General features: G+C 66.1%; 14 protein-coding genes. 8 read left to right on the forward strand and 6 right to left on the reverse strand.

Annotated features, from left to right (window positions below; translation table 11 throughout):
• Nucleotides 1-531: 531 nt before the first annotated feature.
• Nucleotides 532-2,142 (forward strand): hypothetical protein, encoded by a 1,611-nt coding sequence (locus N5D20_RS14875; protein ID WP_197579769.1) that lies wholly within the window; start codon nucleotides 532-534, stop codon nucleotides 2,140-2,142.
• 131 nt (nucleotides 2,143-2,273) lie between these two features.
• Here the strand turns inward: N5D20_RS14875 and N5D20_RS14880 are convergent, their stop codons facing one another.
• On the reverse strand, nucleotides 2,274-2,984 hold the full coding sequence (locus N5D20_RS14880) for a glutathione S-transferase (protein WP_197579771.1): 711 nt from the start codon (nucleotides 2,982-2,984) through the stop codon (nucleotides 2,274-2,276).
• A 170-nt stretch (nucleotides 2,985-3,154) separates the two neighbouring features.
• On the opposite strand from N5D20_RS14880, the gene N5D20_RS14885 reads away from it, so the two are divergent.
• Together N5D20_RS14885 and clpB are read left to right on the forward strand one after the other, a co-directional pair.
• Nucleotides 3,155-3,976 carry a DUF3014 domain-containing protein gene (locus tag N5D20_RS14885; RefSeq protein ID WP_197579772.1) on the forward strand — a complete coding sequence of 274 codons (822 nt, stop codon included), beginning with the start codon at nucleotides 3,155-3,157 and terminating at the stop codon, nucleotides 3,974-3,976.
• A 181-nt stretch (nucleotides 3,977-4,157) separates the two neighbouring features.
• Nucleotides 4,158-6,743, forward strand: a complete 2,586-nt coding sequence (clpB, locus tag N5D20_RS14890) for an ATP-dependent chaperone ClpB (RefSeq protein ID WP_197579774.1) — start codon at nucleotides 4,158-4,160, stop codon at nucleotides 6,741-6,743.
• A gap of 72 nt (nucleotides 6,744-6,815) precedes the next feature.
• Here clpB and N5D20_RS14895 read toward each other — a convergent pair whose 3' ends face one another.
• From N5D20_RS14895 to N5D20_RS14905, 3 genes are all read right to left on the reverse strand, one after another.
• Nucleotides 6,816-7,616 (reverse strand): MipA/OmpV family protein, encoded by an 801-nt coding sequence (locus N5D20_RS14895; RefSeq protein WP_197579776.1) that lies wholly within the window; start codon nucleotides 7,614-7,616, stop codon nucleotides 6,816-6,818.
• 140 nt (nucleotides 7,617-7,756) lie between these two features.
• Nucleotides 7,757-9,046, reverse strand: a complete 1,290-nt coding sequence (locus tag N5D20_RS14900) for an ATP-binding protein (protein ID WP_197579778.1) — start codon at nucleotides 9,044-9,046, stop codon at nucleotides 7,757-7,759.
• The gene (locus N5D20_RS14905) at nucleotides 9,043-9,780 is read right to left on the reverse strand and encodes a response regulator transcription factor (protein WP_043400508.1); all 738 of its coding nucleotides are present in this window, start codon (nucleotides 9,778-9,780) and stop codon (nucleotides 9,043-9,045) included. The genes N5D20_RS14900 and N5D20_RS14905 overlap by 4 nt, the downstream gene beginning before the upstream one ends.
• A 182-nt stretch (nucleotides 9,781-9,962) precedes the next feature.
• Here N5D20_RS14905 and N5D20_RS14910 point away from each other — a divergent pair, with 182 nt between their 5' ends.
• Entirely contained in the window at nucleotides 9,963-11,249 is a 1,287-nt protein-coding gene (locus N5D20_RS14910) for an aminotransferase class V-fold PLP-dependent enzyme (RefSeq protein ID WP_197579779.1), read from the forward strand.
• Nucleotides 11,250-11,624: 375 nt separating this feature from the next.
• On the opposite strand, the gene ybaL is transcribed toward N5D20_RS14910, so the two are convergent.
• A complete protein-coding gene (gene ybaL / locus N5D20_RS14915) occupies nucleotides 11,625-13,322 on the reverse strand; it encodes a YbaL family putative K(+) efflux transporter (protein WP_049481763.1) in 1,698 nt (565 codons plus the stop codon).
• Nucleotides 13,323-13,806: 484 nt separating this feature from the next.
• Here ybaL and N5D20_RS14920 point away from each other — a divergent pair, with 484 nt between their 5' ends.
• The 3 genes from N5D20_RS14920 (at nucleotide 13,807) to N5D20_RS14930 (ending at nucleotide 15,896) form a co-directional block, all read left to right on the forward strand.
• Nucleotides 13,807-14,346, forward strand: a complete 540-nt coding sequence (locus tag N5D20_RS14920) for a hypothetical protein (protein ID WP_049411116.1) — start codon at nucleotides 13,807-13,809, stop codon at nucleotides 14,344-14,346.
• Between the two features lie 44 nt (nucleotides 14,347-14,390).
• Nucleotides 14,391-14,888, forward strand: coding sequence for a hypothetical protein (locus N5D20_RS14925; RefSeq protein WP_109814736.1), 498 nt, complete (start codon nucleotides 14,391-14,393; stop codon nucleotides 14,886-14,888).
• Between the two features lie 156 nt (nucleotides 14,889-15,044).
• The gene (locus N5D20_RS14930; protein WP_241877633.1) at nucleotides 15,045-15,896 is read left to right on the forward strand and encodes a hypothetical protein; all 852 of its coding nucleotides are present in this window, start codon (nucleotides 15,045-15,047) and stop codon (nucleotides 15,894-15,896) included.
• Nucleotides 15,897-15,992: 96 nt separating this feature from the next.
• Here N5D20_RS14930 and N5D20_RS14935 read toward each other — a convergent pair whose 3' ends face one another.
• Nucleotides 15,993-18,380 (reverse strand): TonB-dependent receptor, encoded by a 2,388-nt coding sequence (locus tag N5D20_RS14935; protein WP_197579781.1) that lies wholly within the window; start codon nucleotides 18,378-18,380, stop codon nucleotides 15,993-15,995.
• A gap of 334 nt (nucleotides 18,381-18,714) precedes the next feature.
• Here N5D20_RS14935 and N5D20_RS14940 point away from each other — a divergent pair.
• Nucleotides 18,715-20,548: ABC-F family ATP-binding cassette domain-containing protein (locus N5D20_RS14940; protein WP_279948128.1), on the forward strand; the 1,834-nt coding region annotated here is incomplete at its 3' end.

Consider the following 20,548-nt stretch of genomic DNA (forward strand, 5'->3'; position numbering starts at 1 on the left):
ACGCCCCCGCAACCGGACCCACCCCGCCTTCGACAGCTTCCTGCAATCTGCCGGAACGGGATATTGCACTGGTGGGTGTCGACCTTGGTCGACACGGTGGATCCACGCCATGCGTGGATGAACGAAAGAATGATCGGAATGATCTTCTGTAGAGCCGAGCCATGCTCAGCTGAGAGGCTTCGCGTACAGCAGCCGAGCATGGGCTCGGCTCTACAAAGAGAGCCTGCCTTTGCTTTTGATCTTTTGATTCTTTTCCGTGGCTGGCACGCGCAGGAAACTGTCAGGGGCCGGGCGGGTAGGCTGTGCAGGGGCGTGAGCCGCATGGATGCGGCGACCGAGCTTACAGGGACGTACTTGCAGCGACCCCTGCGCAGCCTACCCGCCCGGCCCACCCGCTGAGGTCCGCTGTCCGCGACCAACCCAGCCACGAGGGGCCCCGCCGTTGGCTGGAACCCATCATTCCACGACGGAATTGGCGCGCCGGCCCCGCTGGGCCTACCATCGGCGGTCCCCACCCCCACCGCCCCTTCCATGTCCGCTCCCGCTTCCGCCGCACCGCGTCGCTGGTTCGTCGCCGGTGACTTCAACGGTTTCTTCGGCCTGGTCGTCGACAACCTCTCCATCCTCGGCTTCATCGCCATGGCCCTGGTCGGGATCTTCCAGTTCCCCGCCGACGTGGTGTTCGGCCGCATGTTCCCCGGCACGGCCTTCGGCGTGCTGGTCGGCAACCTGCTGTACACCCTGATGGCGCGCCGGCTGGCCGCACGTACCGGCCGCGACGATGTCACCGCCATGCCGCTGGGCCTGGATGCGCCGACCAGCATCGGCATGGCGCTGCTGGTGCTCGGCCCGGCCTTCCTCGCCTTCAAGCAGCAGGGCATGGACCCGCACGCGGCGGGCATCGCCACCTGGCAGCTGGGCATGGCCGCGCTGGTCATCATGGGCGTGCTCAAGTTCGTGCTGTCGTTCTTCGGCGAAGCGGTCACCCGCGCGCTGCCACGTGCGGCGCTGCTGGGCTCCATTGCCGGCATCGCGCTGGTGCTGATGGGCCTGCTGCCGCTGCTGGAAACGCTACGCTCGCCGCTGGTCGGCTTCACCACGCTGGGCCTGCTGCTGTATGTGCTGATCGCCAAGGGCAGGCTGCCGGTGCGTGGCCCGGGCGTGCTGCTGGCCTTCGTGTTCGGCACCGTGCTGTATTATGGCCTCGGCGTGGCCGGGCTGGGTGCACCGGGCTTCCATGTGCCGGAATGGGTGCCGCCGCAGGTGGTGCTGCCGCTGCCGACGCTGGGCTTCCTTGAGGGCCTGCCCACCGCGATGACCTACCTGCCGCTGCTGCTGCCGTTCGGCCTGCTGATGGTGGTCGGTGGCATCAATGTGTCCGAGAGCGCACGTGCGGCCGGTGATGACTACCGCACCCGCGACATCCTGCTGGTGGAAGCGGTGGCGACGCTGGTGGCCGGTGTCTGCGGCGGCGTTGCGCAGACCACGCCGTACATCGGCCAGCCGGCCTACAAGCACATGGGCGCACGCAGCGGCTACACGCTGCTGACCGGCCTGTTCGTCGGCATCGGCGGCATGCTCGGCATCATCTCTGGGCTGGTGCAGTGGCTGCCGCTGGCGGTGCTGGCACCGATCATCGTGTACGTGGCCATCGACATCACCACCCAGGCCTTCCAGGCCACGCCACGTCACCACACCGGCGCGATGGTGTTCGGTTTCCTGCCGTCCGTGGCCTACCTGCTGGCGATCAAGGCGCCGGGCTGGATTGCCCCGGACCAGCTGCCGCAGCTGCTGACCAAGCTCGACGGCCACGGCCTGCCCGAGCTGGCGGTGATCTTCACCCTTGGCAACGGCTTCATCATCACCTCGATGCTGTGGATCTCGGCGGTGGCGGCGATGGTCGATGGACGCCTGCGCCGCGCCTGTGGCTTCCTGCTGGTGGCGGCGGTGCTGACCCTGTTCGGCCTGATCCACTCGGTGGACCCGCGCGGCGGCATCTACCTGCCGTGGGATCTGGAAGGCCTGGCGCGCATCATCAGCTGGCAGTTCGCGGGCGCCTATGTGGCACTGGCGGTGCTGCTGGGGTTGTTGTCGCTGCAGAAGCAGGCGGTGAAGCCGCTGGGTGACGGCACCGATCATTGACCGGGGACGCTGGGCATGGCCCGGCGCTACCGATCTCTTTCCGCCTCGGGATGTTGTAGAGCCGAGCCTGCGCTCGGCTGCTCTGAGCCGAGCATGGCTCGGCTCTACAACAGGACTTGCAGGCGGCGGTATCAGCGCGCTCCATCCAGCTCGGGGTAGTGGCGGAAGATGCCTTGGGTGTTGAACGCCAGCCGCCGTTCCGAGCGCAGGTAGGCGGCGATGTTCGGCCGCTTCGCCACCCGCTCCTGCAGCGCACGCAGCAGGGGCAGGGTCGGCGCCAGTGCCTGCATGCGGCGCGGGAACATGTAGTCCAGCCCGCTCAGCAGCTGGAACAGCGACAGATCCACATAGGAATGCTCGCGCAATGCATGTCGGCCTCCGTTGGCGGCCAGCACCTGTTCGAAGTAACCAAGGAACTTCGGCAACCGTTCGCCGCGCAGCGACGTGGCCCGGGCCTTGGCTTCGGTCTTCTGCTCTTCGTAGTACTTCGATGCGGCGATCGGATGGTGGGTGTCATGTACCTCTGCCACCAGGTCGGCGATGGTCAGCTGCAACTGCAGTGCCTGCATCCGCCGCGAGGCCGCTTGCGGCACCAGGTCCAACGTCGGGCCGAGAAAATCCAGGATGGCCGCGACCTGCGCGATGACTTGTCGCCCGGCCTTCAGGAACGGCGGTGCGAAGGGCTGCGCACCTTCGCTGCCACCGTCGAGGAACGGCTGCATCACTGCATCGCCGTGCACCCGCGCCATGTCGATGTAATCGGCGCCGGCATCTTCCAGCGCCAGGCGCACGAACTCGCCACGGCCCTGGATGCCAGTCCAGTAATACAGCGCGTACTGCATGGCAGTGCCTCCACAGGACAAGACCCGCAGCGTCGCGCGTGGCGTGCAAAGCAGGCGTGAGCGCGGCTCTGCTGCAGGCCCGAACCCGAACGGCAGCGGAACAGGTGGGGAACCCGCTGGAATCGGTGGGGTCACACCTTCTCCATGCGTGTGAAACGAGGTGCTGCATCATGCAGAGTGGAAAGGCGGTATGGCCCTGGGTGTTGGGTGTGGTGGTGATCGGTGGCGCGGGCGGTTGGTTGTTCCGCGATCAGCTGAAGAGCCTGGCAGACGGTGTCTCGGTGCCGGTGCAATCAACCCCTGCCAGTACCAGCACACCGCCACAACCGCAGGCGGCCGCAGAACCCGCGCCAGCGCCGCCGCCGATCAAGCATCCGCTGGACGCCGAAGCCGCCGCCGATCCGGCGCTGCCGAAGCTGGCGGACAGCGATGCCGCTGCCTGGGGCGCACTGAGCCAGCTGTTCCAGGGCGAGGGCCCGCTGACCCTGTTGCTGCGCGATCACCTGATCCAGCGCCTGGTCACTCAGGTCGACAACCTGGACAAGCCCAGTGTGCCGCCCACTGCGCTGGCCGCACGGCCGCTGCCGGGCAGTCTGCAGGTCGAGCCCGCTGAGGGCGGCGGGCGGATCGCTGCCAGCAACGGGGCACGCTATGCGCCCTATGTGCAGGCATTCACCGTGCTGGACCCGGCGGCGACGGCTACCGCCTACAAGCGCTTCTATCCGCTGATCCAGCAGGCCTATGTTGACCTTGGCCGGCCGGAGGGCTATTTCAACGACCGCCTGGTCGCGATGATCGATCACCTGCTGGAGACCCCGGAACTGACCCAGGCGCCGCTGGTGCAGCGCGATGAGCGCGGCCGTTACCGCTTCGTCGATCCCACCCTGCAGTCGCGCTCGATCGGCCAGAAGGCGCTGCTGCGAATGGATCCGGCGCAGGCGCGGGCAGTCAAGCAGCAGCTGCGGGCGATCCGCACCGCGATCACCCGCTGAACCCGTCCACCGCGCGGAACTGATCCGGATCAACGCGCCGACCACACCCACTCCGGCATGCTGGCCGCAGGCTGACTGGCCTCGGGGTGCAGTCGCAGTCACCCTTGAAACGGGGTGGGGCAACCGCATCTTTCCAGCATCGCCGGCGCGGGCCGGCCCTGATGACCGATGAGGATTCGCAATGCGGATGGACAAGCTCACCTCGCGTTTCCAGCAGGCGCTGGCAGACGCACAGTCGCTGGCCGTGGGCCGTGACAACAGCATCATTGAACCGGTTCACCTGTTCAGCGCGCTGCTGGACCAGCAGGGCGGCAGCACGCGCCCGTTGCTGGCCCAGGCCGGGGTGAACGTGCCGGTGCTGCGCGAGCGCCTGACCGAGGCGCTGGATGCGCTGCCCAAGGTGTCCGGCCAGGCCGGCAACGTTTCGATGGGTAATGACCTCGGCCGCCTGCTCAATCACACTGACAAGCTGGCTCAGCAGAATGGGGATGCCTTCATTGCCAGCGAGTGGTTCGTGCTGGCCGCGCTGGAAGACAACGGCACGCTGGGCATGGCGCTGCGCGCCGCCGGTGCCGACAAGACCCGCCTGCAGGCGGCCATCGACAAGCTGCGCGGCGGCGAGAACGTGCAGTCGGAGAACGCCGAGGAGCAGCGGCAGGCGCTGGAGAAGTACACCATCGACCTGACCGCGCGTGCCGAGAGCGGCAAGCTCGACCCGGTGATCGGCCGTGACGAGGAGATCCGTCGCACCATCCAGGTGCTGCAGCGCCGGACCAAGAACAATCCGGTGCTGATCGGCGAACCCGGCGTGGGCAAGACCGCGATCGTGGAAGGCCTGGCCCAGCGCATCATCAACGACGAAGTGCCCGAGGGCCTGCGCGGCAAGCGCGTGCTGTCGCTGGACATGGGCGCGCTGATTGCCGGCGCCAAGTTCCGCGGTGAATTCGAGGAGCGCCTGAAGGGCGTGCTCAACGACCTGGCCAAGAACGAAGGGCAGATCATCCTGTTCATCGACGAGCTGCACACCATGGTCGGCGCCGGCAAGGCTGATGGCGCGATGGATGCCGGCAACATGCTGAAGCCGGCGCTGGCACGCGGCGAGCTGCACTGCATCGGCGCCACCACGCTGGACGAATACCGCAAGTACATCGAGAAGGACGCTGCGCTGGAGCGCCGCTTCCAGAAGGTGTTCGTCGGCGAACCCACGGTGGAGGACACCATCGCGATCCTGCGCGGGCTGAAGGAAAAGTACGCCGTGCACCACGGTGTGGAAATCACCGACCCGGCCATCGTGGCGGCGGCCACGTTGTCCAACCGCTACATCACTGACCGCCAGCTGCCGGACAAGGCCATCGACCTGATGGACGAGGCGGCCTCGCGCCTGCGCATGGAGATCGACTCCAAGCCGGAGGAACTGGACCGCCTGGAACGCCGGGTGATCCAGCTTAAGATCCAGCGCGAGATGTTGAAGAAGGAAAAGGACGAGGCCTCGCGGCAGCGCCTGGCCGATCTGGAGAACGACATCGATGCGCTGGAGCGCGAGTTCTCCGATCTCAATGAAATCTGGAAGTCGGAGAAGGCCGCGCTGCAGGGCGCAACCAAGATCAAGGAACAGGTCGAGCAGGCCAAGCTGGAGCTGGAAGCCGCGCAGCGCCGCCAGGATTTCGCCAAGATGAGCGAGATCCAGTACGGCCTGTTGCCGCAGCTGGAGAAGCAGTTGGCCGCCGCCCAGGAAGCCGAGCACAAGGACTTCAAGCTGGTACAGGACCGGGTCACCGACGAGGAGATCGCCGAGGTCGTGTCGCGCTGGACCGGCATCCCGGTCAACAAGATGCTTGAAGGCGAGCGCGACAAGCTGCTGCGCATGGAAGAGGTGCTGCACAACCGCGTGGTCGGCCAGGAGGAAGCAATCAAGGTCGTCTCCGATGCCGTGCGCCGTTCGCGTGCGGGTCTGTCTGATCCGAATCGTCCGGCCGGCTCGTTCCTGTTCCTTGGCCCAACCGGTGTCGGCAAGACCGAGCTATGCAAGTCGCTGGCCGAGTTCCTGTTCGACAGCGCCGACGCGATGATCCGCATCGACATGAGCGAGTTCATGGAGAAGCACAGCGTCGCACGCCTGATCGGTGCACCTCCGGGCTACGTCGGCTACGAGGAAGGCGGCTACCTGACCGAAGCCGTGCGTCGCCGCCCGTATTCGCTGATCCTGCTGGACGAAGTGGAAAAGGCGCATCCGGATGTGTTCAACATCCTGCTGCAGGTGCTGGACGATGGCCGCCTGACCGATGGCCAGGGCCGCACCGTGGACTTCCGCAACACCGTCATCGTGATGACTTCGAACCTGGGCTCGCACCAGATCCAGGACATGAGCACCGACGACAGCCCGGAGGCCTATACACAGATGAAGGCGGCGGTGATGGGCGTGGTGCAGGCGCACTTCCGCCCGGAGTTCATCAACCGCCTGGACGACATCGTGGTGTTCCACCCCCTGGACAAGCAGCAGATCAAGCAGATCGCGCGCATCCAGATGCGTGGCCTGGAAAAGCGCCTGGCTGAGCGTGGCTTGAAGCTGCTGGTGTCCGATGCAGCGTTCGACCTGCTCGGCAACGTCGGTTTCGATCCGGTGTATGGCGCGCGTCCGTTGAAGCGGGCAATCCAGGCACAGCTGGAAAATCCGCTGGCGCAGAAGATCCTCTCCGGTGCCTTCGTCAACGGCGACACCATCGAAGTCGGCAACGACGGCGGCCATCTGGTGTTCGCCAGGGCGTGAATCATGCGGGGCGCTGCCTGATCGCAGCGCCCCGTTTCCTGCGAAGTACGCCGGGCCATGCCCGGCGCTCACTCAGAAGCGGTGCGTATAACCGCTCATCAAGCCGAACTGGTTCGCCTTCTGCACGATCGGGCTGTCGGCGGCATCGCCAAGCAGGCGCGTGCCTTCGGCCGAGATGTACCAGTTGCCGTTGCGGCCCACGCGGTGGCTCCACTTCAGGCCGAGACCGGCGCTGACCAGGCCGGCCTTCGGCTTGTGCTGGGCAAAGCCGGTGCGCGCCGCCTGTTCCGGACTGACGCCGTACCAGGTCTGCATGTAACCCCGGTTGCCGTAGTCGGTGGAAACACTGCCGCTGACCACGCCACCGGCCAGGTCGAACAGCGGCATGGTCAGGTTCAAGTGCACCTGCTGGGTGGCCAGGCCGTTCTCGGCCTTGTCCTCATCCTTGCGGGTGAACTGCCAGGAACCGCTCAGCACGGCTTCGCCCAGCGTATAACCAGCCGAGATGCCGACCAGGGGACGGGTATCGATATCGCCCATGCCGCGCAGGAAGTCCGAACCACCGAGCAGGGAGTCCTTTTCCTTGCGGATGCCGCTGGCGCCGACGTAGGCACGCACGCGCGTGTGCTCGCCGATGGACGTGCCCCAGCCGATGCCACTGGTGCCCAGAAACCAGCCCCCTGGCGAGGTGACATCGAAGGACAGCGAAGGCGTTGCACGATACTCCTCGCTGCCGCTGTAGCGAGGCGTCACGCCACCGCCAGCGGCGAGCTCGAAGGTCCAGTGGTCATCCTTGGCGTGGGCGATCGGGGCCGCGAACAGCGGCGACAGGGCCAGGCAGAGCAGGGCGGGGGAACGGCGAAGCTGGGACATGGAAACTCTCGACAATGGGAGGAAAGCAGCACGCGCATCCGGCGTGTCCTGCAGGGTTGCCAGCGTGGCGATATGCCGGCGACCGATCCGTCCGCAGTTGTGCGGGAGTTGTAATCAACTGTAATGGCGCCCGTGGGCGTTCAGCTGGCAGCCAGCGGCCAGTGCATTTCCAGGCGCGCGCCGCCCAGCGTGGCGCGGCTGATGCGCAGCTCGCCACCGTGGCGGGCGGCGATGCGGCTGACAATGGCCAGGCCTAGTCCGAAGCCGCCGGTGTCGCGGCTGCGGCTGTCGTCCAGGCGGGTGAACGGCCGCATCACCTTCTCGCGATCGGCTTCGGCGATGCCGGGGCCGTCGTCGTCCACGCGCAGGCAGGCGCGGCCGCCGACACCGACCAGCGAGACTTCCACCTGCGAATGCGCGTGGCGCAGCGCATTGCCCACCAGATTGCTCAACGCCAGCTGCAGCAGGCGCGGCTCGGCATCCACCCGTGGCAATGCACTGGGCTGCACGCGCAGGACCACGCCGGCACGTTCGGCATCACGACGCACATCGGCCAGGCAGGCCTGCAGCCAGTCGTTGGCTTCGATGCGCTGTAGCGGTTCGCCTTCGCTGGGATGTTCCAGGCGCTCATAGGCCAGCAGTTCGCTGACCAGCCGGTTGAGTTCGGCCAGGTCGCCGTGCAGGCCCTGTGCCAGCCGTTCGCGGCGTTCGCGATCATCACTGTCCTGCATCAGGTCCAGGCCGAAGGCCACGCGCGCGATCGGCGTGCGCAGTTCGTGCGAGATCGCATGGGTCAGGTCGCGTTGGCGCTGCACCAGTTCGGCTACGCGCGCGGCCATGCGGTTGGAATGTTCGACGATGACCCGGATCTGCGAGCGCGGCGAGACCTGTGCGCGCGCCTGCAGATCACCGGCACCGATGCGGTCGGCGTGCAGGCGCAGCGCTTCAAGATCGCGCCAGAGCAGGCGCACCCAGGCGTACAGGCTGGCGCCGACCAGCAGCAGGATGCTGAGGTATGCCGCGATTGTCATGTACGTCGTCATCTGCACCGCGCCAGGCAGGCGCAGGTGCAGCCAGCGGCCTCCGATGCCTTCGATGGGCAGCAGGACCTGCTGGTATTGATCGCGCACGATGAAGCCATCAGCCTTCACGGCTGCCTGTTCCTGGGGGGCGAGCGCGGGCGGACTGTCGAGCAGGGTCAGCGCGATGCCGTAGTGTGGCTGCCACTGCTGCAGGCGCTCACGCTGCTGGCCGGCGTCCAGGCCGGCCAGGCCACTGCGCAGGGCGTACACCTGCCCGCGCACCTGCTCGACGAACACTCGATCCTGCACAGGCGTGTAGATGCCGTCCAGGATGTGGTTGAGGAAAAACACCGACACCAGGAAGCAGGCACCAGTGACGAACCACAGCCACAGGAACAGCCGCTTCATGCGGTCCAGGCCGACGGGTTGAACTGGTAGCCGCGGCCCCACACGGTCTTGATCCGCCGCGGTTCGCGCGCGTCATCGCCCAGCTTGCGGCGCAGCTTGCCGATGCTGACATCGACACTACGGTCCAGGCCGTCGAAGCCGATGCCGCGCACCGCCTGCAGGATCTGGTCGCGCGACAGGATCTGCCCCGGCTGGCTGGCCAGCAGCCACAGGATCTCGAATTCGGTGGTGCCCATGTCTACCGGCTGGCCATGCAGATGCACCTCGCGCTGCATGCGGTCGATCAGCAGTTCGCCGTGCATCAGGCGGCAGGGCGTGCCGGTGTTGCTGCTGCCATGGCGGCGCCGCAGCAGGGCACGCAGGCGGGCCAGCAGCAGGCGCGGTTCGATCGGCTTGTGCACGTAATCGTCGGCGCCGGATTCCAGGCCCAGTACCTGCTCTATGTCGTCCTCGCACGCGGTCAGCATCAGGATCGGCACGTCGGAGAAGCTGCGGATCTGCCGGCACACGTCGATGCCGCCGAGGCCGGGCAGCATCAGGTCCAGCACCACCAGTTCCGGTGCGTGCTGGCGGCAGGCCGCACCGGCCAGGTCGCCACGCGCGACGTGCTGCACGGCGAAGCCATGTTCGTGGAGGTAATCGCTGACCAGCTCGGCCAGGCGGCGATCGTCTTCCACCAGCAGGACCGGTGTCGGCGTGCCGTTGGCGGTGGGTGTCCAAGGGGATGGCTGCATGCGCGTAGGGCCTCCGTGCCCGGACAGGAGCGCCCGGCGGCGAAGCCTAGCAACGGCCCATGACGGCTGCCTGAATCGCGGCCAACCTGATAACCGGCGGTACTGGCGTCATCGCCAGCGGCTCTCAGTGCCACGCCGTGCCTGGCCTATCGTGGCGGTTTCCCCGGATGGAGCCTGGCGCAATGAGCGACCCGCAGTGGCAACTGGAAACCCTGGCCGTGCACGGCGGCTACCGTCCCGACCCGATCACCCGCGCGGTGGCGGTGCCGATCTACCAGACGGTGGCGTATGCCTTCGATGACACCCAGCACGGCGCCGACCTGTTCGACCTGAAGGTGCCCGGCAACATCTACACCCGCATCATGAACCCCACTACCGACGTGCTGGAGCAGCGCCTGGCCGCGCTGGAAGGTGGCATCGGCGCGCTGGCACTGGCCTCGGGGCAGGCCGCGATCACCTACGCCATCCAGACCATCGCCGAGGCCGGTGACAACATCGTTGCCTCCAGCGCGCTGTATGGCGGCAGCCTCAACCTGCTGGCCCACACGCTGCCGCAGTACGGCATCCAGGCGCGCTTCGCCGACCCCGCCGATCCGGCCGCGTTCGCCGCGCTGATCGACGAGCGCACCAAGGCGGTGTTCGTCGAATCGATCGGCAACCCGCGTGGCAACGTCACCGACATTGCCGCCATCGCCGAGGTCGCGCATGCCGCCGGCGTGCCGCTGATCGTGGACAACACGGTGGCCACACCGTTCCTGCTGCGCCCGTTCGAGCACGGTGCCGACATCGTCGTGCACTCGCTGACCAAGTACCTGGGCGGCCACGGCAACAGCCTCGGCGGCGCGATCATCGACTCCGGCCGCTTCGACTGGGCCGCGCAGCCGAAGCGTTTCGCCCGCCTCAACCAACCCGACCCCAGCTACCACGGCGTGGTCTATACCGAAGCACTGGGGCCGGCGGCCTACATCGGCCGCGCGCGCGTGGTCCCGCTGCGCAATACCGGTGCCGCGTTGTCGCCGTTCAATGCGTTCCTGATCCTGCAGGGCATCGAGACCCTGGCCCTGCGCATGGAACGCATCAACGCCAATGCACTGGCCGTCGCGCAGTTCCTGAAGGCGCACGCCAAGGTGGCCTGGGTACGCTACGCCGGGTTGGCCGACGACCCGGAGCACGCCGCCGCGCAGCGCTACCTGGGGGGACACGGCTCGGGCGTACTGACCTTCGGCCTGCCCGGCGGCCGTGAAGCCGGCGCGCGCTTCCTTGATGCGCTGAAGCTGTTCACCCGCCTGGTCAACCTGGGCGATGCGAAGTCGCTGGCCACCCATCCGGCCTCCACCACCCATCGCCAGCTGGATGCCGCCGAACTGGCCAAGGCCGGCGTCAGCGAAGACACCGTGCGGCTGTCGATCGGCATCGAGCACATCGGCGACCTGCGCGCCGACCTGGAACAGGCCCTGGCCGGCGCCTGATAGCCACGCGCTTGGTCGTCATCGCTACAGGCGATCACCACCGGCACCGCGATGCGCTACGGTGGAACTGCCTCTCCAAGGCATGGCAACGTGGCGATCCAGATCCCCGGTCGATGCGGGTCGACCGGGGATTTTTTTGCGCCGCCGTGTCGACCAAGGTCGACACCCACCAACAGCATCGGCGAACTGTCGAAGGCGGGGTGGGTCCGGTTGCAGGGGCGTGAGCGCCATGGATGGCGCGACCGAGCCTCCATGGACGGATTCACGGCGTCCCCTGCAACCGGACCCACCCCGCCATCCCACGGATAGTCAGCCTTTGCTTTTGCCGTTGCCTCGGCAGGTGCAGGGCTGCAAGCCCTGCCGCACCCACACCTCTCACACCACCGGAATGCTGTGCTGCCCCAGATTCCGGTACGGCGGCGTGGACATGATCATCTCCGCCAGCGAATAGGCCAGCTCGCGCTCGGCCATCACCGTGCCATCGGCGCCGTGCTCCAGCAGATGCTTCACTTCGGCATCGCTGTGCGCGCGCGCCAGCAGGGTCAGGTCCGGATTGATCGCGCGCAGCTTGGCCAGCGCCTCACCGGCTTCCAGCGGCTGCGGAATGGCCAGCACCGCAATCTTCGCGCGCTCCGGATGGGCCTCGGCCAGCACCCGGTCGGCGGCGGCGCTGCCGCGGATCGCCGCCAGGCCCTTGGCGTGCGCCTGCTCGACGTGCTCCTTGTTGTCATCGATCACCAGCACCGGCACGCCACGGTCACGCAGCACCTGGGCCAGTTCGCTGCCCACGCGGCCATAACCAATCACGATGGCGTGGTCATGCAGGTCACGCGAGGGACCGGTGGCCTCTTCGGGCTCGGCGGCCTGGGGCGACTGTTCCTGCTTGGCCTGCCAACGGTCCAGCAGCCCGAATACCAGCGGGTTGAGCATGATCGACACCAGCGCACCGGCCAGTACCAGCGACTGGCCTTCCTTCGGCAGGATCTGCAGTGCCACGCCGAGGCCGGCGATGATGAAGGCGAACTCACCGATCTGCGCCAGGCTGGCCGAGATGGTCAACGCAGTGCTGGTCGGATGCCCGAACGCGCGAACGATGAAGAACGCAGCGGCCGACTTGCCGAACATGATGATCAGCACGGTGGCCAGCACCTGCCACGGGTGCTGGACGAGGATGTTGGGGTCGAACAACATGCCTACGGAGACGAAGAACAGCACCGCGAATGCGTCGCGCAGCGGCAGCGAATCGTGCGCAGCCTTGTGGCTCAGCTCCGATTCGTTGAGCAGCATGCCGGCGAAGAACGCGCCCAGCGCGAACGAGACGCCGAACAACATGGCCGAGCCGAATGCCACGCCCAGCGCGATCGCCAGCACGGACAGGGTGAACAGTTCGCGCGAACCGGTACCGGCGATGCGTTCCAGGATCCACGGAATGACCCGGCGTCCGACCACCAGCATCACCGCCACGAACAGGCCCAGCTGCACGAAGGTCCAGCCGATGTCGGCCAGCACGCTGCCCAGCGAATGCGATTCCTTGGCCGCGTCGGGACCGAACACACCGGCCATCACCGGCATCATCACCAGTGCCAGCACACAGGCCAGGTCTTCCACGATCAGCCAGCCGACCGCGATCTTGCCGCGCATGGTCTCCAGCAGGCGCCGCTCCTCCATCGCCCGCAGCAGCACCACGGTACTGGCGGTGGCCAGCGAGAAACCGAAGATGACGCCATGGATCGCCGGCCAGCCCATCAGCGAGGCCACGCCCCAGCCGAGCAGGGTGGCCACCGCGATCTGGCCGATGGCGCCGGGGATGGCGATGGCCTTGACCGCCATCAGGTCCTTCAGCGAGAAGTGCAGGCCGACGCCGAACATCAGCAGCATCACGCCCAGCTCGGCGAGCTGGTTGGCCAGCGCCTGGTCGGCGACGAAGCCGGGGGTGAACGGGCCTACGCAGATGCCAGCAACCAGGTAACCGACCAGGGGAGACAAGCGGAGCTTGTTGGCCAGCGCGCCGAAGATGAAGGCGAGCCCCAGGCCAACGGCCACGATGTTGATCAGGTCGGTGTCATGGTGCATCGGCACTCGCAGGAAATCGGGGGGATGCCCCGATTTTCACCGATGAGGCCAGATACGGCAAACCGGGCCAGCGTATCGGATCGTTGCGTGGGCGGAGCCATCAGTGGTCGGCGTCCGACCTGGCGTATGTGGGGCGGTCGAGGGTGGCGCTGTCGGGATCGGACCTGTTTGGGGTGGCCGGTTGCTCTGCACCGTGAACCGGGGCGAGACCAGCGCCACCCGAGACAGGTACGGGAAGGGTGATGGGTTCGATACACGGCGGTGCCTTTGCGGTGCCTCTGACCCTGTCCCACAAGGTTTTCCAGTCGATGCGACAGCATCCAAGGGCCGGTGGCTGGCCGGGAGGCGCAGGCGACGGGGCTGACGTTTGCGATCTGGCGGAGGGTTCCTCGAGTCCGGAACACGTCACCATGTGCCCGCTACTCCGTTCTGCTGACCAATCAGAGGGGCCTGCTCTCTCCAGGCCGCATGGGTGAACGACCACATGAAGCTTCCCGGCATTGACGTAGTGATTCAGGCGATAGGTCAAGACACAAGCTCGGCGCCCCTGTCCCGCTTGCTCCTTGATCTGGAAATTGGTGAGCGCGACTTTCGTCACTATCCGTTGAAGTTGGCGGGAATGCGGTTCTGGACTGACGAGGAAAATACGCTGCAGTTGGAATTCAAGGACGTCGGGCTGCTGGTGGACATTCCTTACCACGACCTGGACGAAGGGCCCTGGGTACTGACGAGCGTAGCGCTCTGGGGAGCGAGAGTGAGTAAGAAGAACAAAGTCAGGAAGGAGAAGCCTGCCTACTCAGGCCCGTTGCCCTGTGGACTGAGCTTTTCCATGCTGCGCCAGCATGTAAGGGAGCGACTCGCCGCGTTGAGTGCAGGGAATGCTGTTGAAATGGGATTTGATGGTGAGGTGGATGTCTGGTGCGTCAGTGGCTTGGAGCTTGCGGTTGATTTCTCTGGTCCAGATGACTCGATTCGCTGCATCTCGTTGAGCATCCCCATCAAGCGTAGCGATCACCATCCGTAAGCGCTACGTAGGCGCATCTCGCCCATACAGATAGGCGGAATTTCATGAATCATCCCACCGTTGAAGAGTTCATCGCCGCGATCGGTAGAGATTCGGAATCGAAGGAGCTCGAAACCATCTTTTCCAGGATCGGAATCCAGCTTCAGAATCTGGATGATTACCGCCTGGGTGTCAGTGGTCACCGGATCTGGGCAGATGACGCTGCTGGACTGCAGCTTGAATTCAAGGATGCCGGTCTGGTCTCAGAGACCGCCTATCACGACATCGATGATGGCCCCTGGATGCTCACCGACGTGATCTTCTGGGGCTGGCGAAATGACACCGGCACCCAGTATGAAGGGCCGATGCCTTTCGGCCTGAACTTCCTGATGTCCAGGGACCAGATCAGGTCGGACGCATCTGCCGATCTGGGGGCGCCAATGGTGTTTGGTCTGTCTGGCAATGTCGACGCATGGATGCTCGGAAAGCTGGAGCTGGCTGTCGACTACGACGGCGAAAGGGGAGTCCGCTGCGTCAGCCTGGGGCTGCCACAAGAGGAATGAATGGACCTACAGGCGATAACGGCCCTGTTTGGCAGAAGCGCCACTGACCCAGCCGTCTCAACGATGCTGCAGTCGCTTGGCGTCAGGCGAAGGCCAGAGCTGGCCCGTCCTGCCAAAAGCCCTTACGAGGCGATTGTGCGTGTGAGCGCGCGGGGCATGCTGTTCTCCTTCAGCGAGCGCAACTACTGGAACGGGCGATCCATTGCTTCGCACGGCAAGAGCGGTGAGCTGATCTTCACCAACGTTGCGGTGACGGCCGGCATTCCGGATGTCATGCGCAGGTACGAAGGCGACCTGCTGTTTGGCCTGCAATGGGAGGACGACAGGACGACAGCGCGCGAAAGGCTCGCCACGGCGGGCTTTGGGGACAGCTTGCACGCCGGCAGGCGTGACGCGTGGTGGCTGCCTGACTACCGCATCCGTCTGACCTATCAGCCTGGATGCATCGAGCAGACAGGAGTGCCCGGGATCTTCGATGTCAGCTTGGGAATTCCCATGCGTCCATTGGCTCGCGCATCGGCAACGCACGAGTACCCCTCAGCGGAGCAGGTGCTTGCTGTCCTCGGCAAATCGACCGACGACACTGATTTCCAGGCTGTGTTCCGGGACCTTGGTCTTGTGAGCCTGATGGCGGAGGCGAGCAGCGAGGTCGTTGATAGAGCCGACGAGCATGGCTTCATCCTTTACTTTGACAGTAGGCAGGGCGTGCCCGGTAGCCATCCGGTATGCACCGGCATCAGTTTCGTCCGCGATCGACTGGGAAACTCAAGAGCCTGGGCTGGGCCGCTGCCATTCGGCCTTCAATTCGATGATCCGCCGTCCATTCTCGAAGAGCGCATGGATCAACGAGCCAGTCGTTGGCTTGATGAAGGAACGTTTGGCAGCGCGAGGTGGTCGCTGCCTGGTCTTCAAGTGAGCGTGAATTTTGACAGTCTGGACAACTGTCTCGAGTCTGTCCGTGTGATCGCAGAAGGTCATCGCACGTCCAATTGCCAGCCGCGCGGCTGATCTTGCCCGCAGCACATAACAAAACACCCGCCGGATCACTCCGGCGGGTGTGAGAGATGTGGCTAGGAGTTGCCGGCCAGCGGCCGGAACTACCCCTTACCAGGTGTACTTGATCCGCCCGTACACATACGCGCCGTTGAAGCCGAACGGCGAGTAGTTGCTGTACGGCAGCATGCCGAAGGTGGAGTTCTGCAGGTCTTCGGTGCGGTCCGGGTACTTGTCCAGCAGGTTGTCGGCGCCCACGGTCAGGGTCCAGTTGCTGCTCGGCTTGTAGCTGGCCGAAGCATCCACCACCCAGGCATCGCCGTAGGTCTGGTCGCGCAGCGCGGTGGCCGAGTTGCGCACGGTGAACTTGCCGTAGCGGGTCGCCGCCAGGCCCAGTTCCCAGTGGTCCGAACGCCAGGTGCCGCTCAGGATCGCCTTGTCGCGCGGGTAGCTGTCCTCGATGCGGCCGATCTCATCTCGGCCGATCAGTGACTGGGTCAGGCCCAGCGTGCCGAACACCGCCGGGGTGCCGCCGACGCGGCGCACTTCGGTGTCGTTGTAGCTGTAGGCGGCGGTCAGCTCCAGGCTGCTGGCGCTGAACGGCACGGTGTAGCTGGACACGAAGTCGACGCCACGGGTGCGCGTATCCAGGCCGTTGGTGAAGTACGAGAACGCGGTCACCTGCGGCAGGCCCAAGGTGCCCAGCAGCGCGCTGGTGGCGGCGTTGGTGGTGATGCTGGACGACAATGCGATGCGGTCATCAATGTCGATCTGGTAGGCGTCGACGGTGATGTACAGGCGGTCGACCGGCTGCAGCACCAGGCCCAGGCTGTAGGAGGTGGAGGTCTCGGCCTTCAGCGGCGAGGCACCCAGCGCCTGCGCGGCCGGGCTGGTGGTCGGGAAGGTGCCACGCTCGACGAACACGCCATTGAGGAACTGGCTGGTCACCGCCTGGTAGCCCTGCTGCGCCAGCGACGGTGCACGGAACCCGCTGGAGGCGGTTGCCCGCAGCGCGACCTTGTCGGTGAACGCGTAGCGCGCCGACAGCTTGCCGGAGAAGCGGTCGCCGAAGTCTGAGTAATCCTCGTAGCGCCCGGTGATGCCGGCCGAGAACTTCTCGGTCAGGTCCGCTTCCAGGCCGGCGTAGACCGCGTAGTTGTGGCGATCGGCATGCACTTCATTGGTCGGGGTGAAGCCACCGAAGCCCTGCGCGCCGCTGCCGGTGTACGAGTTCAGTTCGCCCGGCTTCTGGTCCCACTTCTCCTTGCGATACTCACCACCGAAGGACAGCGTGACCGGGTAGGCCAGGCCCCAGTCCAGCGACTTGGTCAGGTCGGCGTTGAAGATGTCCTGCTGGTACTTCAGCGTGCCGTCGTAGAACGAGCGCGGGCTGGTCGCGCCGAGGCTGTAGTTGATGCTGTTGCGGGTGTGGAAGTCCAGGGTGTTCTCGCCGTGGTTCAGGCTCAGGTCCCAGGTCCAGCCGTTGTCGGTGTTGCCCTTGACCCCGGCCACCAGCGAGCGGTCCTTGGAGTACTGGTTGATCTCCGGCACGAAGCCGTCCGGGTAGGTCTGCGCCAGCAGCGCGCTCTGCCCGTTGTGGTTGCGCGAACGGTAGAACGCGAACGAGGTGATGTCGCGGTTGCTCAGCAGCGCGCTGGCGTAGCCGGTCACGTGGTCGCTGAAGTCGAAGCTGGCGTTGGCCGATGCCGCGGTCGCATCCACGCGCGGGTCGCCGACGATGAAGGTCTTCTGGCCGATGCTCGGGAAGTTGCCGGTGTTCGGCGTGGTGCCGCGGTACGGGCCGGCGCGGTTGCTTTCGTCCTGCTGGCTGATCTGGCCGGCCACGTGCACGCGGCCACGGCCGTTGCCGAACTCGATGCCGGTATCGCCGGAGAGCTGGTACTTGTTGCCGTCACCGGCCGAGTACTGGCCGTAGTCCACCGCCAGGCTGCCGCCTCTGCCGCTGCCCTTGAGCACGATGTTGATGACGCCGGCGATGGCGTCCGAGCCGTACTGTGCCGACGCACCGTCGCGCAGCACTTCCACGCGCTCGATGGCGGCGATCGGAATCGCGTTGATGTCCACCGCCGACGAGCCACGGCCGATGCTGCCGTTGACGTTGATCATCGCCGAGGTGTGGCGGCGCTTGCCGTCGACCAGCACCAGCACCTGGTCGGGTGACAGGCCGCGCAGCTGCGCCGGGCGCACGCCGCTGGTGCCATCGGTCAGGGCAGGGCGCGGGAAGTTCAGCGAGGGCAGGGCGCGCGACAGCGCGGTGGCCAGCTCGCTGGTGCCGGTGGACTGCAGGGCTTCGGGGGTGATGATGTCGATCGGCGACTGCGATTCGGCGACGGTGCGGTCGGCCACGCGGGTGCCGGTGACGATCACCGTATCCAGGGTGTTGGCGGCGGTGCCGGCCTGCTGGGCGGCGGCAACGAACGGAGAACCACCTAGTGCGACAGCGACGGCGGCGGCGATCAGGCTGGTCTTGCGGGTCATCGGGAGGGGGCTCCGGTTGGCGGGATGGCACCGGAATCGACATCACGGGGGTGAGCGGACGACGGTTGTTGCGGTGCGCAATACAGGAATTAACGGGATATCCAGTGCCTGTCAAATGCCGGTCATCAGAAAAAACGTTGCAGCAGCAACCATTTAGCCCGAATTGGCACTGGCGGGGGAGGGAGCCCGGGAGGCGCGCGGCGAGGACGTGGGAGAGAGAAACGCCGGCCGCTGCGCATCCCGGGGCGCGTCAAGTATTCGTTAACGCTAGAATTGCGTCGCAGGAACAGTGCTCACCAGCACATTCCATTCGGTTATATGGACGCCTCCCCCGATGATCTCCCTTCGTAATTTCGCCTTGCGCCGCGGCGAGCGGCTGCTGTTGTCCAATGTCGACCTGACCCTGCACGCCGGTTACAGGGTGGGTGTGGTCGGCCGCAACGGTGCTGGCAAGTCCAGCCTGTTCGCGGCGGTGAAGGGCGAGCTGGAGGCGGACAAGGGCGATGTCGATCTGCCCGGCAAGGTGCGCATCGCCAGCGTTGCCCAGGAAACCCCGTCGCTGCCCGACCCGGCGCTGAGCTTCGTGCTGGGCGGTGACATCGAAGTGGCCGCGGTGCTGGCCGCCGAGGCCGAGGCGACCGCCCGCGAAGACTGGGAAGCGGTGGCCGAAGCCCACACGAAGATGGCCGAGCTCAATGCCTACGACGCCGAAGCGCGCGCCGGCAAGCTGCTGCATGGCCTCGGCTTCCCGGCCGAGACCCACCATCGCGCGGTGTCCTCGTTCTCCGGCGGTTGGCGCGTGCGCCTGAACCTGGCCCGCGCGCTGATGATGCCCAGTGACCTGCTGCTGCTGGACGAACCAACCAACCACCTGGATCTGGACGCGGTGTATTGGCTGGAGCAGTGGCTGCTGAAGTACCCGGGCACCCTGCTGCTGATCTCGCATGACCGCGAGTTCCTCGACAACGTGGCCACCCACACCCTGCACCTGCACGGTGGCGGCGCCAAGCTCTACCCGGGCGGCTACACAGACTTCGAGCGCCAGCGCGCCGAACAGCTGCGCCAGCAGCAGATCGCGCACGAGAAGGAACAGGCCGAGCGCGCCCACCTGCAGAGCTTCATCGACCGCTTCAAGGCGCAGGCCAGCAAGGCCGCGCAGGCGCAGAGCCGCATGAAGCGCCTGGCCAAGCTGGCCGGTACCGAAGCGGTGCGTGCCGAGCGCGAGTTCCGCATCGAATTCGCGCCGCCGGCCAAGCTGCCGTTCTCATTGATTCGCCTGAACCACGTCGAGGCCGGTTACGGCAAGGATGCGGTGATCCTGCACAACGTCGGCTTCGGCTTGGAAGCGGGCCAGCGCATCGGCCTGCTCGGCCCGAACGGTGCGGGTAAAACCACCCTGGTGAAAACCCTGGTGGGCGAACTGGCACCGATCGTGGGCGAGCGAATGGCGCATCCCGATCTGAAGATCGGCTACTTCGCCCAGCACACGGTGGAGTCGCTGCACGAAGGCCAGTCGCCGATGGAGCACTTCCGCGAAATCGCCCCGGATGCGCCGAACCAGTCGTTCCGCGATTTCCTTGGCAAGTGGAATTTCCCGGGCGACCGCGCGTTCGAGCCGGTCGATGGTTTCTCCGGTGGCGAGCGTGCGCGCCTGGCGCTGGCGCTGATCGCCTGGCAGCAGCCGAACGTGCTGCTGCTGGACGAACCGACCAACCACCTTGACCTGGAAATGCGCGAAGCGCTGGCCGAAGCACTGGCCACCTTCGAAGGCGCGATCGTGATGGTCTCGCACGACCGCCACCTGATCGGCCTGGTCTGCGATACCTATTGGCGCGTGGCTGATGGCGTGGTCGAGCCGTTCGACGGCGATCTGGATGCCTACGCCGCGTGGCTGCGTACCCGCCCGCAGGCACAGGGCACCAAGGCCCGCATGGAGCAGGTGGAAGAGCCGGTGGTGGTCAAGACCGCGCCGGTGGCGCAGGTGGTGCAGAAAAAGCCGGTGAACCCGCACAAGCTGGCCGCCGCCGAGGCCAAGGTAGCCGAGCTGGAAGGCGCGCTGGCCGAGCTGGACCGCCAGTTGGCCGACCCGGCCAACTACGCCGATGCCACCCGCATGGCGGTGATCGGCCGTGACCGCGAAACCGCCGCCGCCCAGCTGGAAAAAGCTG

The sequence above is a fragment of the Stenotrophomonas sp. GD03877 genome (assembly GCF_029840555.1).
In the GTDB taxonomy this organism is placed as follows: Bacteria; Pseudomonadota; Gammaproteobacteria; order Xanthomonadales; family Xanthomonadaceae; genus Stenotrophomonas; species Stenotrophomonas geniculata.